The sequence below is a fragment of the Maricaulis sp. genome (genome assembly GCF_030149425.1).
In the GTDB taxonomy this organism is placed as follows: Bacteria; Pseudomonadota; Alphaproteobacteria; order Caulobacterales; family Maricaulaceae; genus Maricaulis.
In genome coordinates this window covers 1-13679 of sequence record NZ_JASBRQ010000020.1, presented here as the reverse complement: position 1 = coordinate 13679, position 13679 = coordinate 1, and the positions used below count along the sequence as shown (strand labels likewise).

Annotated in this window: 13 protein-coding genes; 12 read left to right on the top strand and 1 reads right to left on the bottom strand. The window is 63.5% G+C overall.

Annotated features, from left to right (window positions below):
• From mutS to Q1V57_RS03565, 5 genes are all read left to right on the top strand, one after another.
• On the top strand, positions 1-2691 hold the full coding sequence (gene mutS, locus Q1V57_RS03585) for a DNA mismatch repair protein MutS (protein ID WP_300527637.1): 2691 nt from the start codon (positions 1-3) through the stop codon (positions 2689-2691).
• Between the two features lie 31 nt (positions 2692-2722).
• Positions 2723-5530: a [protein-PII] uridylyltransferase gene (gene glnD, locus Q1V57_RS03580; protein ID WP_300527636.1), complete on the top strand. Its 2808-nt coding sequence runs from the start codon at positions 2723-2725 to the stop codon at positions 5528-5530.
• A 3-nt stretch (positions 5531-5533) separates the two neighbouring features.
• On the top strand, positions 5534-7078 hold the full coding sequence (gene murJ / locus Q1V57_RS03575; protein ID WP_300527635.1) for a murein biosynthesis integral membrane protein MurJ: 1545 nt from the start codon (positions 5534-5536) through the stop codon (positions 7076-7078).
• Between the two features lie 64 nt (positions 7079-7142).
• Positions 7143-8183: a tryptophan--tRNA ligase gene (trpS, locus tag Q1V57_RS03570; protein ID WP_300527634.1), complete on the top strand. Its 1041-nt coding sequence runs from the start codon at positions 7143-7145 to the stop codon at positions 8181-8183.
• Between the two features lie 102 nt (positions 8184-8285).
• A complete protein-coding gene (locus tag Q1V57_RS03565) occupies positions 8286-8819 on the top strand; it encodes a copper chaperone PCu(A)C (protein WP_300527633.1) in 534 nt (177 codons plus the stop codon).
• On the opposite strand, the gene Q1V57_RS03560 is transcribed toward Q1V57_RS03565, so the two are convergent.
• Complete coding sequence (locus tag Q1V57_RS03560) at positions 8813-9370, bottom strand: hypothetical protein (RefSeq protein ID WP_300527631.1); 558 nt, start codon at positions 9368-9370, stop codon at positions 8813-8815. The genes Q1V57_RS03565 and Q1V57_RS03560 overlap by 7 nt on opposite strands.
• A gap of 79 nt (positions 9371-9449) precedes the next feature.
• Here Q1V57_RS03560 and Q1V57_RS03555 point away from each other — a divergent pair, with 79 nt between their 5' ends.
• From Q1V57_RS03555 to Q1V57_RS03520, 7 genes are all read left to right on the top strand, one after another.
• On the top strand, positions 9450-9926 hold the full coding sequence (locus Q1V57_RS03555) for a universal stress protein (RefSeq protein ID WP_300527656.1): 477 nt from the start codon (positions 9450-9452) through the stop codon (positions 9924-9926).
• Positions 9927-10005: 79 nt separating this feature from the next.
• The gene (locus tag Q1V57_RS15880) at positions 10006-10569 is read left to right on the top strand and encodes a NifU family protein (RefSeq protein WP_366145062.1); all 564 of its coding nucleotides are present in this window, start codon (positions 10006-10008) and stop codon (positions 10567-10569) included.
• Positions 10570-10622: 53 nt separating this feature from the next.
• The gene (tsaB, locus tag Q1V57_RS03540; RefSeq protein ID WP_300527630.1) at positions 10623-11264 is read left to right on the top strand and encodes a tRNA (adenosine(37)-N6)-threonylcarbamoyltransferase complex dimerization subunit type 1 TsaB; all 642 of its coding nucleotides are present in this window, start codon (positions 10623-10625) and stop codon (positions 11262-11264) included.
• Complete coding sequence (rimI, locus tag Q1V57_RS03535) at positions 11261-11713, top strand: ribosomal protein S18-alanine N-acetyltransferase (protein ID WP_300527629.1); 453 nt, start codon at positions 11261-11263, stop codon at positions 11711-11713. Before tsaB ends, rimI begins: the two co-directional genes overlap by 4 nt.
• A gap of 37 nt (positions 11714-11750) precedes the next feature.
• Entirely contained in the window at positions 11751-12170 is a 420-nt protein-coding gene (locus Q1V57_RS03530; protein WP_300527627.1) for a Fur family transcriptional regulator, read from the top strand.
• 27 nt (positions 12171-12197) lie between these two features.
• On the top strand, positions 12198-13481 hold the full coding sequence (locus Q1V57_RS03525) for a TCR/Tet family MFS transporter (RefSeq protein WP_300527626.1): 1284 nt from the start codon (positions 12198-12200) through the stop codon (positions 13479-13481).
• An 87-nt stretch (positions 13482-13568) separates the two neighbouring features.
• Positions 13569-13679 (top strand): hypothetical protein (locus tag Q1V57_RS03520; protein WP_300527653.1); only part of this gene is annotated, 111 nt, incomplete at its 3' end.

Genomic DNA, 13679 nt, shown 5'->3' with positions numbered 1-13679 from the left:
ATGAATGCCCAGACCCATATTCCCGTCCCCGCCGACCGCAAATTCCCAAGTCCGGACGGCGCTACACCGATGATGCAGCAATTCCTCGACCTGCGGGCGCAGGCGCCGGGGGATGCCTTGCTGTTCTATCGTATGGGCGATTTCTATGAGCTCTTCTTCGATGATGCCGTGCGTGCTGCCGCCGCGCTCGATATCGCGCTGACCAAGCGGGGCGAGCATCAGGGTGAGCCGATCCCGATGTGCGGGGTCCCGGCAGCCACGGCGGAGGCCTATCTGGCCCGCTTGATCAAGGCCGGCTTCAAGGTCGCGGTCGGCGAGCAGATGGAAGACCCCAAGGCGGCCAAGGCGCGTGGCGCGAAAGCGGTCGTGCGCCGTGATGTGGTGCGCGTGGTGACACCGGGCACGCTGACCGAGGACGCGCTGCTGGATCCGCGCCAGTCCAATCGCATCGCGGCCCTGGCCCGGACCGGCACGGGCGAGGCGGCGCTGGCCTGGGCCGATGTGTCGACCGGCGAGTTCGCCGTCACTGCACTGGCGCCGATGAATATCGCCGCGGAGATCGCGGCCATGGCGCCGGCCGAGCTGCTGATCGAGGAAAGCGGCTATATTGAAGCCCAGACCATCGCCCCGCGCGCAACGCTGACGCCGCTGCCGCGGGCCAAGTATGACAGCGCCTCGGCCGAGCGGCAGTTGAAGGCGCAATTCGGGGTCCAGGAGCTGGAAGCCTTCGGGCAATTCTCCAAGGCAGAACTGGCGGCTCTTGGTGCCCTGCTCGATTATCTTAGCCTGGCCCAGGCGGGCGCACCGGCGAAACTCGCTGCCCCGCGCCAGGCGGTATCCGGCAGTGTTCTGGCGGTGGACCCGGCAACCCGCGCCAGCCTGGAAATTGACCGCACCCTGTCCGGATCGCGTGCCGGGTCCTTGCTGGATGCGATCGACGAGACTGTCACGGCTCCGGGCGCGCGATGCCTGGCCGAACGGTTGGCTCGCCCCCTGACAGACCCTGACAGGATTGAGCGGCGCCTTGATTCCATTTCCTTTTTTGAAGATCAGGAGGGTCTGCGCCGGGATATCCGCGACCGCTTGAAATCAGCAGGTGATAGCGAGCGCGCCTTGTCGCGCCTGCTCCTGGGTCGAGGCGGGCCGCGCGATCTCAAGGCGCTGGCGGGCGCTTTGGGCGAGGGAGACATTCTCGCTGGCCGGATTGCCGAAGACGCGCTCATCCAGGCGCCGCAGGATATTGGCACCCAGTGTGACGCCCTGCGTCTTGCCGACAAGCCGGATCTGGCGGCCCTGGTGAGTGATCTTGAACGGGCGATCCGGGATGAGCCGCCGCTGATGGCGCGCGATGGCGGTTTCGTTGCCGAGGGCTGGCGTCCCGAGCTCGATGAAATCCGCGTCCTGCGCGATGAGAGCCGACGCATCGTCGCCGGATTGCAGCAGACCTATGCCGAGCGTGTCGGTGTGTCCTCGCTGAAAGTGAAGCACAATAATGTGCTCGGCTATTTCGTTGAGGTGACGGCGAAGAATGCCGATGCGCTGATGACGCGTGAGGATTTCATCCACCGTCAGACCATGGCCAATGCGGTGCGCTTTACCACCACCGAGCTGGCCGAGCTTGAAGCCAAGATTGCCAGTGCCGGGGAGCGGACGCTGGCGATGGAGCTGGAAGTCTTCGAAGCCTTGCGGGGACGGGTGGAGGAGGCCGCTGAAATGATACGCCGTTCGGCCCGGGCGATGGCAGAGCTGGACGTATCGGCCGCCCTGGCAGAATGGGCGGTTGTCGCCGATGCGTGCCGCCCAGTGATGGAAAGCGGCACCGCTTTTGAGGTTGAGGGCGGGCGTCATCCGGTGGTCGAACGGGCCCTGGAACGTGATGGTGACGGGCGTTTCACGCCCAATAACTGCGCGCTGGACGGTGATGGCGGGTGCGGTCCGCGCCTGATGCTGGTGACCGGGCCGAACATGGCCGGTAAGTCCACCTATCTGCGCCAGAACGCGCTGATCCTTATGCTGGCCCAGGCCGGCTGTTATGTCCCGGCACGCAAGGCTCGCATCGGTATTGCCGACCGGCTCTATTCCCGTGTCGGTGCCGCCGATGACCTGGCCCGGGGCCGGTCGACATTCATGGCCGAGATGATTGAAACCGCGGCCATCCTCAACCAGGCCACCGGCCGCAGTTTCGTCATCCTGGACGAGATCGGGCGGGGAACGGCGACATTTGATGGTCTGTCGATCGCCTGGGCTGCCGCGGAACACCTGCATGGCGTCAATGGCTGCCGGGCTCTGTTTGCCACCCATTACCACGAGCTGACGCGTTTGGCCGAAGAGCTGGAAGCGGCCGGGAATTGCTCGCTCAAGGCCCGCGAATGGCAGGGTGAACTGGTTTTCCTGCACGAGGTCGGGCCGGGTGCTGCCGACCGGTCCTACGGGATCGAGGTGGCCCGTCGTGCCGGCTTGCCGAAGGTCGCGATCAAGCGGGCCCAGACCATTCTGGACCGGCTCGAAGCGGAGGGTGCGCCGGCCGCAGCCTTGGCTGATCTGCCCCTGTTTGCCGCTGTTGAACCGGAGATCGAGCAGGCGCCGTCCAAGGTGGAGATGCGGCTGGACAGTATCGACCCGGACGCGTTGTCGCCGCGCGAGGCGCTGGATCTGCTGTATCAGCTCAAATCACTCGCGGCTGAGACGTGACGCGCGCGCGGACGGCTCCTAGAGTGCGCTCATGACCCATGCTGCCCTGCCCGCATCACTGGAATCGCTGAAGCTGCGCGCCCGCCTGGCCGCCGCAGTGACGCGAGACGGCTGGGAATCCGTCTCAGCGCGGAAGGCCGGCCTGGCGATTATCCGTACAGCGCTGGACGGGTTTTACGAGCGGGCCTTCGGGTTCTTGTCCGCTGACGGCGGTGGCGCAGCGGCGGCCCAGTCGCTCGCGGATGGGGTCAGTGTCTGCCTGACGGCCCTGTTCGACAGTCTCGCCGGTGATGACCCCAAGGGCGCCCGCGGGGTGAGCCTGTGTGCCCAGGGCGGTTTCGGCGCTGGCGAGCTGGCGCCTTATTCCGATGTCGATTTGATGCTGATCAAGCCGCGCAAGTCCGATGCGGCGACCGAGGCCTTTCTGCAGCGCGTGCTCTACGCCCTGTGGGATCTCAAGATCGATGTCGGCGGCGGCGCCTGCCGGACGGTTCGCGAAACGCTGGAACTGGCGCGTGAAGACGCCTCCGAGCGCACCGCCTTGCTATCCGTGCGGCATCTGGCCGGCGATGCGGCGATGACCGACAAGCTGATCCGCCGTTTCCGCGACGATCTGGTGGCGCAGGACGAGGCGGCTTTTGTTGACGCCAAGCTGCGCGAGCGCGATGCGCGCATCACCAAGACCGGTGGCTCGCGGTATACCGTCGAGCCGAATATCAAATCCGGCAAGGGCGGGCTGCGGGATCTGCAACTGATGCGCTGGCTGGCGCAATTCCTTTATGGCGCTGATGCTTTCGAGCGCTGGGTCGGCAATCACCTGCTCTCGGTCGATGATGTCGAGCGCTATGCTGCAGCAGATGACTTTCTCTGGGCTGTGCGCTTCCACCTGCATGCCGTATCCGGCGGCAAGGAAGAGCGGCTGACCTTCGATATCCAGCCGGAAATCGCCAAGCGCATGGGGTTTGAGGACAGCGAGACGGAAAGTGCGGTCGAGCGTTTCATGCGCCGCTATTTCATGACCGCGATGCATGTCGGAGCGCTGACCCGCCTGGTTTGTGCCAAGCTTGAATCCGATGCCCGCAAACCGGCCCCGCGCAATCTGGCGCGCTTCATGCCCAATACCCGTCCCGGCGAGGCCAAGGATGCCGGGGAGTTCGCCGTGCGCGACGGGCGGCTCGATTTTGCCAGCCCGGACCAGATCGCCGAGGACCCGGCGCGGCTGATGCAATTCTTCCAGGCTGCAGCCTCGCACCAGATGGATCTGCACCCCGAGGCGGTGGCCCGGATCGGTCGATCGCTGTCGCTGATCGATGACAGTTACCGCAGTGATCCGCGCGTTGCCCGCGCCTTTTTCGCCGTCCTGCTCGATAGCCCCGCACCGATGGCGACCCTGCGCCTGATGACCGAGGCGGGCCTGCTCGGTCGCTATATTCCAGAGTTCGGCGATATCGTCGCGCGCACCCAGTTCAACATGTATCACCGCTACACGGTGGATGAGCACACGCTGCAGGCGATCGGGCTGTTGCGCGAGATCGAACAGGGCCTGCATACCGATGATCATCCGCTAGCCAGCGGTATCGCGCACGAGATCCAGAACCGGCGCGCCCTGCACCTTGCCGTATTGCTGCATGATACGGGAAAAGGATCGGGAGATCAGTGCATTGAGGGTGGAGTGCGGGCCCGTTCGGCCTGTGCCCGCCTGGGGCTGGATGAGAGCGAAACCGAGCTCGTCGCCTGGCTGATCGAGAACCATCTGGTGATGAGCGACACGGCCCAGCGCCGCGATATCGGGGATCCGCGCACGATCGCGGATTTCGCCCGGCTGGTCGGATCGGTGGAGCGTTTGCGGCTCCTGACCCTGCTCACCGTTGTCGATATCCGTTCGGTCGGTCCGGGCGTGTGGAATGGCTGGAAAGGCCAGCTCATGCGCGATCTCTATGCGGCCGTCGCCCCGGTGCTGCAGGGTTCCGGAGACGAGATGGAACTTGCCCGTTCCGCGCTGCACGAGCGCGCCGGAATGGCCCGGGAGCAGGTGTGCAGCCGGATCCGGCGTACGGATCCGGAGTTTGCCGACTGGTGGGGCGGGCAATTCGACGAGACCTACTGGATTACCTCGAATGAAGAGGACCGCTTCCGCCATGCAGCCTTTGCCCGCAGCGTCTACCGCCGCCAGGCCCCGACGGCAGCCGCGATCCGGGTCGACAAGCGCCGCATGGCCTCTGAAGTGATGATCTGGGCCCCGGACCGCGATGGCTTGTTCGCCGATCTCGCGGCTGGTTTCGCCCAGCGCGGTGCCGATATTGTCGGCGCCTTGATCCACACCTCTCATTCGGGCCATGTCTTTGATATTTTTTACATCCAGGACGCATCAGCGCAGCCGTTCGGGGCCGGCGACCCGTATCTGCGCGATGCCCTGGTGGGCTATCTCGACTGTCTTGCGGCCGGCACGGTTGCGGTCGACCGCCAGGACCGCATGCCCACGGCGCGCCGGGATGCGGCCTTTGAAGTCATCCCGCAGGTTCGCTTCTCCAACACATTGTCGGATAGTGCGACCGTGATCGAGGCCTCCGGCCGCGACCGGCCGGGCCTGCTCTCCGATCTGTCGGCGGTTCTGTCCGCGCGCGGTCTGTCGATCCATTCGGCCCGGATCGACGGTTATGGCGAACGGGCAACGGATGTGTTCTATGTCAGCTACAGAGGCGAGAAAATCGTCGATGAAGAGCTGAAATCCGGAATTGGCGCGGAACTCATGGAAGTGCTGTCGGAAAGCGAGTCGGTCCTGGAAGAACAGGCTGCGGCGCGCGGGTATGCCCGGGCGCCCGCGAGCGAGTTGAGGTAGGCGATGCGGCTGTTGCGCTCGACCGCCGTCGTCGGTCTCTTCACCATGGCCAGCCGGGTTCTCGGCTTTATCCGGGAAATCATGTTCGCCGCCTATATCGGCGCCGGTGCGGCCATGGACGTGTTCCTGACGGCGTTTCAATTCCCCAATCTGTTCCGGCGCATTTTTGCCGAGGGTGCTTTCAATTCCGCCTTTGTCCCCCTCTATGGCGAAAAGCTGGAGAAAGAGGGCGCGGAGGAAGCGCGCGAATTTGCCCGCCAGGTGGCGGCCGTGCTGGCAACGGCGATGCTGGTCTTCGTTATCGTCGCTCAGCTGGCCATGCCCTGGCTGATGTACCTTTTGGGGCCGGGTTTCAGGGATGATCCGGGCCTGTTCCAGACGGCGATCCTGCTGACGCAGATCACCATGCCCTACCTCCTGATGATGTCGCTCAGCGCCATGTTGTCCGGCGTGCTCAATGCGCACGGGAAGTTCGCCGTCGCGGCGGCGGCGCCGGTCATTCTCAACCTCACCCTGATCGGCATCATGTTCTTCACCGAAGTCCGTGGGGCAGACCTGACCTATTACCTGTCCTTCGGTATTACCGTTTCCGGCGTGTTGCAGACGGCGTGGATCTATGCCGCCATGCGCTCTGTCGGGATTGGCCTGGCCTGGCGCATCCCGAAGCTCACGGTCGATGTGAAAAAGCTTATCCTGCTTGGCGTGCCCGGCGCGCTGGCCGCGGGTGTGACTCAGATCAATATTCTCGTGACGTCATCCATCGCCACCTTCCAGGAAGGCGCGCGCTCCTGGCTCTATTATGCCGACCGGCTCTATCAGTTGCCGCTGGGCGTGGTGGGTATCGCCATGGGGGTTGTCCTGCTCCCGACCCTGACAGCCCGGCTCAATGCCGATGATACCGATGGCGCCAGCAATGCGCTTAATCGCGGGATCGAGATCTCGATGGCCCTGACCCTGCCTGCGGCTGTTGCCATCGCCACCATGCCGGGCTTCCTCGTCCAGGGCCTGTTCGAGCGTCAGGCCTTCACCGCGGAAGACAGTTTGATGGTCGGACGGGCCTTGATCCCCTTTGCCGTCGGCCTGCCCGCCTTCGTTCTGATCAAGGTGCTGTCGCCGGGCTTTTTTGCCCGCAAGGACACCAAGACTCCGATGAAATTCGCAACCCTTTCCGTGGTCGTGAACCTGGCGCTGGGGATCGCGCTTTTCCTCGGGCCGCTGCAATATCTCGGCCTGGCGATTGCGACCGCGGTGGCGGGCTGGGTCAATGTGATTTGCCTTGCAGCCATGCTGCATCATCGCGGCATATTACGGCCCGATGCCCGCCTGGTTGCGCGCATGCCGCGCATTGGCCTTGCCGCGGGCGTGATGGGAGTTTTCCTGTACTTCGCCGAGCGCCATGCCGATCGCATCACCGATCTTGTCTATGATCACCGGCTGGCGGCCCTGATCGCCGTAGCTGTCGCTGGGGCGGGTATTTATGGCCTCAGCGCGCTTTTGACCGGCGCCCTCCGCACCTCCGAGGTGAAAGCGGCGCTGACCCGCTCTTGAGCCTGGCTCACGGCCCCGGTAAGACCGCTCTTCCTAATCAACCTCCGTCCAAACGAGGCGTTCCATGAGTGACACTCCCACCGATTACACCGGCCCGAAACGCGTGCTGTCCGGCATGCAGCCGACCGGTCAGCTGCATCTTGGCAACTATCTGGGAGCGCTCAAGAATTGGGTATCCTTGCAGGAGGATGGCAGTTGGGATTGCTTCTATTGCGTGGTGGATTTGCACGCCATCACCATGCCGCATGACCCGAAAACCCTGCCCGATGCCGTGCGTTCGGCGGCCGCTGCCTATATCGCGTCCGGCGTCGATCCGGAGAAAAGCGCCATCTTCGCGCAGTCTGCGGTTCCCGCTCATGCCGAGCTGGCCTGGATTTTCAATTGCGTGGCGCGTCTGGGCTGGCTCGAGCGCATGACCCAGTTCAAGGACAAGGCCGGTAAGGACAAGGAGCGCGCTTCGGTCGGTCTCTTTACCTATCCGGTGCTGCAGGCGGCGGACATCCTGGTTTACAAGGCGACCCATGTGCCTGTCGGCGAAGACCAGAAACAGCATCTCGAGCTGTGCCGTGATATCGCGGCCCGCTTCAATCGTGATTACGGCAATGGCGAAGCGATCTTCCCGGTCACCGAGCCGGTAATCCAGGGTCCGGGTGCGCGCATCATGAGCCTGCGCGACGGCACGGCGAAAATGTCCAAGTCCGATGTCTCGGACAATTCACGCATCAATCTGGACGATGATGCCGACAAGATCGCCCGCAAGATCAAGAAGGCCAAGTCGGACCCGGATGCGCTGCCGAGCGAGGAAGCCGGTCTGGAAGGTCGTCCGGAAGCGGCCAATCTGGTGGGTATTTATGCGGCCCTCACCGGCAAGTCGAAGGCCGAAGTACTGGCCGAGTTCGGTGGCGACGGTTTTGGCCGCTTCAAGCCGGCACTGGCGGAGGTCGCGGTTGAATATCTCGCACCGATCTCTGACGAGTACCGGCGCCTGATCTCCGATACGACCGAGATTGACCGCATCCTGGCCAAAGGGGCCGAGCGCGCCAATGCGGTCGCCGCCCCGGTTGTTGCCGAAGCCAAGAAGGTCATCGGCTTCTGGGGCCAGTAAGCGCACGCAGATCAAGTGAGCGCACGTAAATGTCGCATGGATTGGTGGATCGAATCCGCTAGTTTCCCGGTCGATTGATCCTGACAGGATGTGGAGGCGAAAATGCGTGTGACCGGTTTGATTTCCCTGCTGGCTCTGGGCCTGACCGCCTGCGGTGGTGAGGCGCCTGAGGCCGATCATGCCATGGCCGGTCATGGTCACAGTGAGGCCTCCGCCGAGCTGGCCCCGCTGCCCGATGACGGTGTCATGCCGGTTGTGGATGTGCGCGCTGTGTGGATGCGCCCGCATCCGGGCGGGCGCGATGTGACCGCTGCCTACTTCACCGCACGCCTGAGCGAAGGCGCGATTGATCGTCTGGTCGAGGCCCGCATCGCGGGTGCTGGGCGCGTCGAGATGCACGGCCACTCGATGAATGATGAGGGCATGATGCAGATGCATCAGATTCCGCCCCAGGATGTGACCGATGCGGGCCCGTTGGTCTTCACCCCCGGCGGCCGTCACCTGATGGTGTTCGGCCTCGACACCGTGGTCGAGGGTGATGCGGTTGAGGGTGTGCTGGTCTTTGAGAGGTCCGGCGAAGTGCCGGTGACTTTCCAGGTGCGAAACATGGCACCGGGACAAGTGACGGATTACTGATCGAGGTCGCCGGCGTATTTGGCGGGGTCGTAGAGTGCGGGTTTGCGCGGTCTGAACAGGCCGGCCAGCCAGATACCGATCCCGGCAATCGGGGCCAGGAACAGGCCCATGGGCTGTTCCTGGATGAAAAACAGCACGATCAGGAATATTGCGGCCAGCAGCGCGATTGAGCCGCTGAGCAAGAACATGGCCCACATGAAGGCGACGGACTGACCCTCAAGAAACTCGATGCGCTCGCGGTGTGGCATCAGGCCGGTGTGCAGAGCGCGCAGCAGGGGCTGGAAGCTCTCGACGACATCCTCGAACACGCCCGGGGATACAAACCGCATCGAGCCAAAGGCGATTTCGCGTCCGTCCGGTCCGGTGACCCGGCACACGACCTGACGCGCCTGGGCCGCCATTTCCACGGCAAGGCGGACCCGGCGCACCTCGCCAAGGGCGATGCGGTGTAACTCGCTGCCATCTTCGGCCTGGCGTTGAACCAGCGACTCACCGTCGAGAAAAGTCTCTGTCCGAGGCGTTCCAAGATGCCGGCGATCGATGTGGGTCATAGGTCATCCCCTTGCGATTTGGGCCACTTAGCACCATTTGCTGGACGAGTGGAGGGAAACCCGCCAAAGTTTGCTGGATATGACGCAGAGCCCGAGAAAATTCCTGGTTGTGGCGGATGAAAGTCCGGAAAGCCGCACCGCGCTCTACTTCGCCTCGCGCCGGGCCAATAAAACCGGTGCGCAGGTCACGATCCTTGCTGCCCATGAGCCGAGTGATTTCAATCACTGGATCGGCGTGGCCGAGACGGCCAAGCGAGAGGCGGTCGCTGCGGCCGAGGCCTTGCTGGAATCGATGGCGGAAGATGCCGAGGCGGTGACCGGGGAACGTCCCGAGCTGCTCTTGCGCGAGGGTGAACGATCGACGGTCCTGGCCGACCTTCTGGAGGAAGACCCGTTGATCTCCCTGCTCATTCTCGGCGCCGCCAAGTCGAGCGAGGGGCCGGGCCCATTAGTGTCCTCGCTGGCGCGGGGCAAGGGCTTGTTCACGGGCCGCGCTGTCCCGGTCACCGTTGTGCCCGGCGATATGGAATGCGGCGAGATTGACGCTCTGACCTGATTTTCCTGCTGAGTCCCTACTTAAGCCGGGGTTGAAACCTGTGCGCTCGCAGGCCAATTGGAGGCCAAGGAGTTTGCCCATGTTTATCCAGACCGAAGCCACGCCCAATCCGAACACGCTGAAATTCCTGCCCGGCCGCGAAATCTCGCCCGGCAAGCCGCGTGAATTCGAAACCGCCGGTGAGGCCGAGATCTCGCCGTTCGCTTCGGATTTATTCCTGATCGACGGTGTCAGCACGGTCTTCCTCGGCGATGATTTCGTCGCCATCACCAAGACCGATGCGGTGGAGTGGGATCATATCAAACCCTTCCTGCTGGGTGCCATCATGGACGGGCTGCAGTCCGGCCGGCCCATTCTGGGCGAAGAGGCGGATGCGTCCGGTCATGCCAATTATGAAGGCGAGGCGGAAGGCGTGGTGAAAGAGATTATCGAACTGATCGATACCCGTGTGCGCCCGGCTGTGGCCCAGGACGGCGGCGATATCCTGTTCCACTCCTTCATTGCCGAAAGCGGTATTGTACGCCTGAAAATGCGCGGAGCCTGTTCCGGCTGTCCCTCCTCGACGATGACGCTGAAGGCGGGGATCGAGAACCTGCTCAAGCATTACGTTCCGGAAGTGACCAGCGTCGAGGCGGTGGCCTAGGCGACTGCCGGTCGGGCTTCGACCTTTGCAACGATTTCGGCTAAGGGGGCGGTATGAACTTGCTTGCCCTCGATACGACCGGTGCGGCCTGCACCGTCGCCCTGCGCCGCGATGGGCATGACGACCTTGTCCTGTCCGAAGATATCGGCCGTGGCCATGCCGAGCGCCTCGCACCCATGGTCGAGGCCCTCCTGACACAAGCTGACATGGCGCCCCAAGGGCTTGATCGCATTGGTGTAACGGTGGGGCCGGGCAGTTTCGCCGGGACCCGGGTCGGGGTCGCCTTCGCGCGCGGGCTGGCGCTATCGAGCGGCGCGACGGCCTTTGGCATCTCCAATCTCGCCGTGATTGCCTCGCAGAATGTGCAAACCCGCCCGCTCTGCGTTGTCCATGATGCCAAGCGCGGCGATGTCGTGTGGCAGGTTTTCGATGATGCTCATCTCGCCGAGCCCGAGCGGCTGTCGCGGGATGCGGCAGAAGAGCGGCTCCGTTCGGCCTTTCCCGATGGCGCCGTGCTCGCCGGTGGCGGGGCTCATTTGTTCACCGGTCTTGGCGAGGTGGTCGGGGATGCTCGCCTGGATGCCTCTGTGCTGCTTGATCTGATTGCCCTGGCTCCGCAAAGCGCCAGCCCGCCCGTGCCTTTCTATGCTCGTCCTCCGGATGCGAAACTGCCCGGCGGGATCGACCCGGCATGATCGAGCGTCTGCACGCCGCATCGGCTGACCAGCTCGCCGAACTGCACGCGCTTTGTTTTGACCATGCCTGGTCGCAGGCTGAATTCGCTTCCCTGCTGCATTTGCCCTCCAGCCTGGCTTTGGGGTTACGCGAAGATGGACGGCTCGACGGGTTCGTACTTGTGCGCACGGCGGCGGACGAAGCGGAAATACTGACCATCGGTGTTGATCCGCGATGCCGGAAAAACGGGGTGGGCCGGGCACTGCTTGAACGCGCCGAGACGGAGGCCAGGGAGCGCGGTGTGACGCGCGTATTCCTCGAGGTTTCCGACCGGAACAGCGCCGCGCGCGCCCTCTATCAGCGCGCCGGTTACACCGGAGCAGGACGCAGAGCCCGCTATTATCGCGACGGAAGCGACGCGCTCGTGCTCGAAAAAACACTGTCCGGCCGTGGACAAAGGCCCGGCTGAGCGCCTATCAACGCATTAACCAGCGGGGAGAATCGATATGCCCGATCGCATCGAAAAACTGTGCATCGATAAAGGTCTGCGCATGACCGAGCAGCGCCGCGTCATTGCGCGTGTACTGTCGACCTCTTCCGATCACCCCGATGCCGAGGAACTCCACCGCCGCGCTGCTGCCGAGGATCCGCGCATTTCCCTGGCGACGGTGTACCGGACGGTCCGCCTGTTTGAGGAAGCGGGCATTATCGAGCGCCATGATTTCCGCGACGGAAGGTCGCGTTATGAAGAGGTCGGGGATGACCACCATGATCACCTCATCGACCTAAAGTCCGGAGAAGTCATCGAATTCGTCAATGACGAGATCGAGCGGCTGCAGGAAGCGATCGCCCGCAAGCTGGGCTATAAGCTTGTCGATCACCGCCTGGAGCTCTACGGCGTACCGCTCACGAGTGCTGAGGACTAAGCGCTCCGTTTTGAGTTAGGACACGCCATGTCTGCGCGGGCGCCGGGCAAGCACGCCATCACATTCATCTTCATCACCGTGCTGATCGACATGATCGGCTTCGGACTGATTATACCGGTGATGCCGGAACTTATCGGCGAGCTGACCGGCCTGCCGGCGAATGAAGCTGTGCTGCTGGGGATGGTGCTGATCATCTCCTATGCCGCCATGCAGTTCATCTGTGCGCCCATTATCGGTGCGCTTTCGGACCGTTTCGGGCGTAAACCGGTCCTCCTTGCGGCGCTTGCCGGGTTTGCCATCGACTACGCTATCATGGGCTTTGCGCCGGTTTTCTGGCTGCTTCTGGTTGGCCGCCTGCTGGCCGGTGTCTTCGGGGCCAGCTACTCCACCGCCAATGCCTTTATCGCCGATATCACCCCGCCGGAAAAACGCGCCGGCCGGTTCGGCATGATCGGTGCGGCGTTCGGGCTGGGCTTCACCTTCGGGCCGCTGATCGGTGGCTATCTGGGCGATATGTTCGGCCCCCGGGCTCCCTTCTTCGCAGCGGCGATCCTGGCCGGGCTGAATTTCATCTATGGCCTGATCGTGCTGCCGGAGACCCTGGCACCGGAAAACCGGCGCAAGTTCGACTGGAAACGGGCCAATCCCTTCGGCGCCCTGATGCAGATCCGCAAATACCCGGCTGTGCTCGGCCTGATGAGCGCAGTTTTCCTGATGCTGATCGGTCACGCCGTCTTCCCGGCGACCTGGTCCTATTACTCCGCCTATCGCTATGGCTGGGACAGCGGCGATATCGGGCTCTCGTTGATGGTGGTAGGTATTTCCTCCGCCATCGTCATGGGCGGGCTGACCCGCATCCTGGTGCCCAAGCTGGGCGAATGGCGCGCGATCACGCTTTCGCTGGTGCTCGGATCGATCGCCTATATTGCCTATGGCCTCGCGAGTGCAGGGTGGATGGTCTATGTCATCATCGTCGCCGGCGCGCTGGGCGGGATCGGGCAACCGGCCCTGCAGGGGATCATGTCCCGCATCGTGCCGCCGAATGCGCAAGGTGAGCTGCAGGGGGCGATGACCAGCCTGCAGAGCCTGTCGATGATCTTCGGTCCGCTGGCGATGTCGCCCTTGTTCAATTACTTCTCCAGCGACGCCGCGCCGGCGCAGATTCCCGGGGCCGCCTTCTTCCTGGCCGGTCTTTTGACGGTGATCGCGCTGATCGTGGCCCGGCTGGCCCGGCGGGCTGATGATGGCCGCGCCAACGAGACCACCCCGGCCAGCGAACCCTCGCCGGTGGCACAGAAATCTGCCGAATAGCGCTTCCTCTTGCCCTGCAAGGCCTTTTCAAGCATAACCCCCGCCTTCCCGGCGGCGGGCCGGGCGTGTTTTTGACGATGGTTATCGATGAGCTCGACGCGTAAACGCCTCTATATCAAGACCTATGGCTGCCAGATGAATGTCTATGATTCCGAACGGATGAAGGATGTTCTGCACCCGCTCGGCTATGAGCCGTCG

Excerpts from the sequence above, each read along its gene's own strand:
- Q1V57_RS03530 (WP_300527627.1), top strand. The coding sequence starts at position 11,751 with ATGCCCGATCGCATCGAAAAACTGTGCATCGATAAAGGTCTGCGCATG.
- glnD (WP_300527636.1), top strand. The coding sequence starts at position 2,723 with ATGACCCATGCTGCCCTGCCCGCATCACTGGAATCGCTGAAGCTGCGC.
- Q1V57_RS03525 (WP_300527626.1), top strand. The coding sequence starts at position 12,198 with ATGTCTGCGCGGGCGCCGGGCAAGCACGCCATCACATTCATCTTCATC.
- Q1V57_RS03555 (WP_300527656.1), top strand. The coding sequence starts at position 9,450 with ATGACGCAGAGCCCGAGAAAATTCCTGGTTGTGGCGGATGAAAGTCCG.
- mutS (WP_300527637.1), top strand. The coding sequence starts at position 1 with ATGAATGCCCAGACCCATATTCCCGTCCCCGCCGACCGCAAATTCCCA.
- trpS (WP_300527634.1), top strand. The coding sequence starts at position 7,143 with ATGAGTGACACTCCCACCGATTACACCGGCCCGAAACGCGTGCTGTCC.
- Q1V57_RS15880 (WP_366145062.1), top strand. The coding sequence starts at position 10,006 with ATGTTTATCCAGACCGAAGCCACGCCCAATCCGAACACGCTGAAATTC.
- rimI (WP_300527629.1), top strand. The coding sequence starts at position 11,261 with ATGATCGAGCGTCTGCACGCCGCATCGGCTGACCAGCTCGCCGAACTG.
- tsaB (WP_300527630.1), top strand. The coding sequence starts at position 10,623 with ATGAACTTGCTTGCCCTCGATACGACCGGTGCGGCCTGCACCGTCGCC.
- Q1V57_RS03560 (WP_300527631.1), bottom strand. The coding sequence starts at position 9,370 with ATGACCCACATCGATCGCCGGCATCTTGGAACGCCTCGGACAGAGACT.
- murJ (WP_300527635.1), top strand. The coding sequence starts at position 5,534 with ATGCGGCTGTTGCGCTCGACCGCCGTCGTCGGTCTCTTCACCATGGCC.
- Q1V57_RS03565 (WP_300527633.1), top strand. The coding sequence starts at position 8,286 with ATGCGTGTGACCGGTTTGATTTCCCTGCTGGCTCTGGGCCTGACCGCC.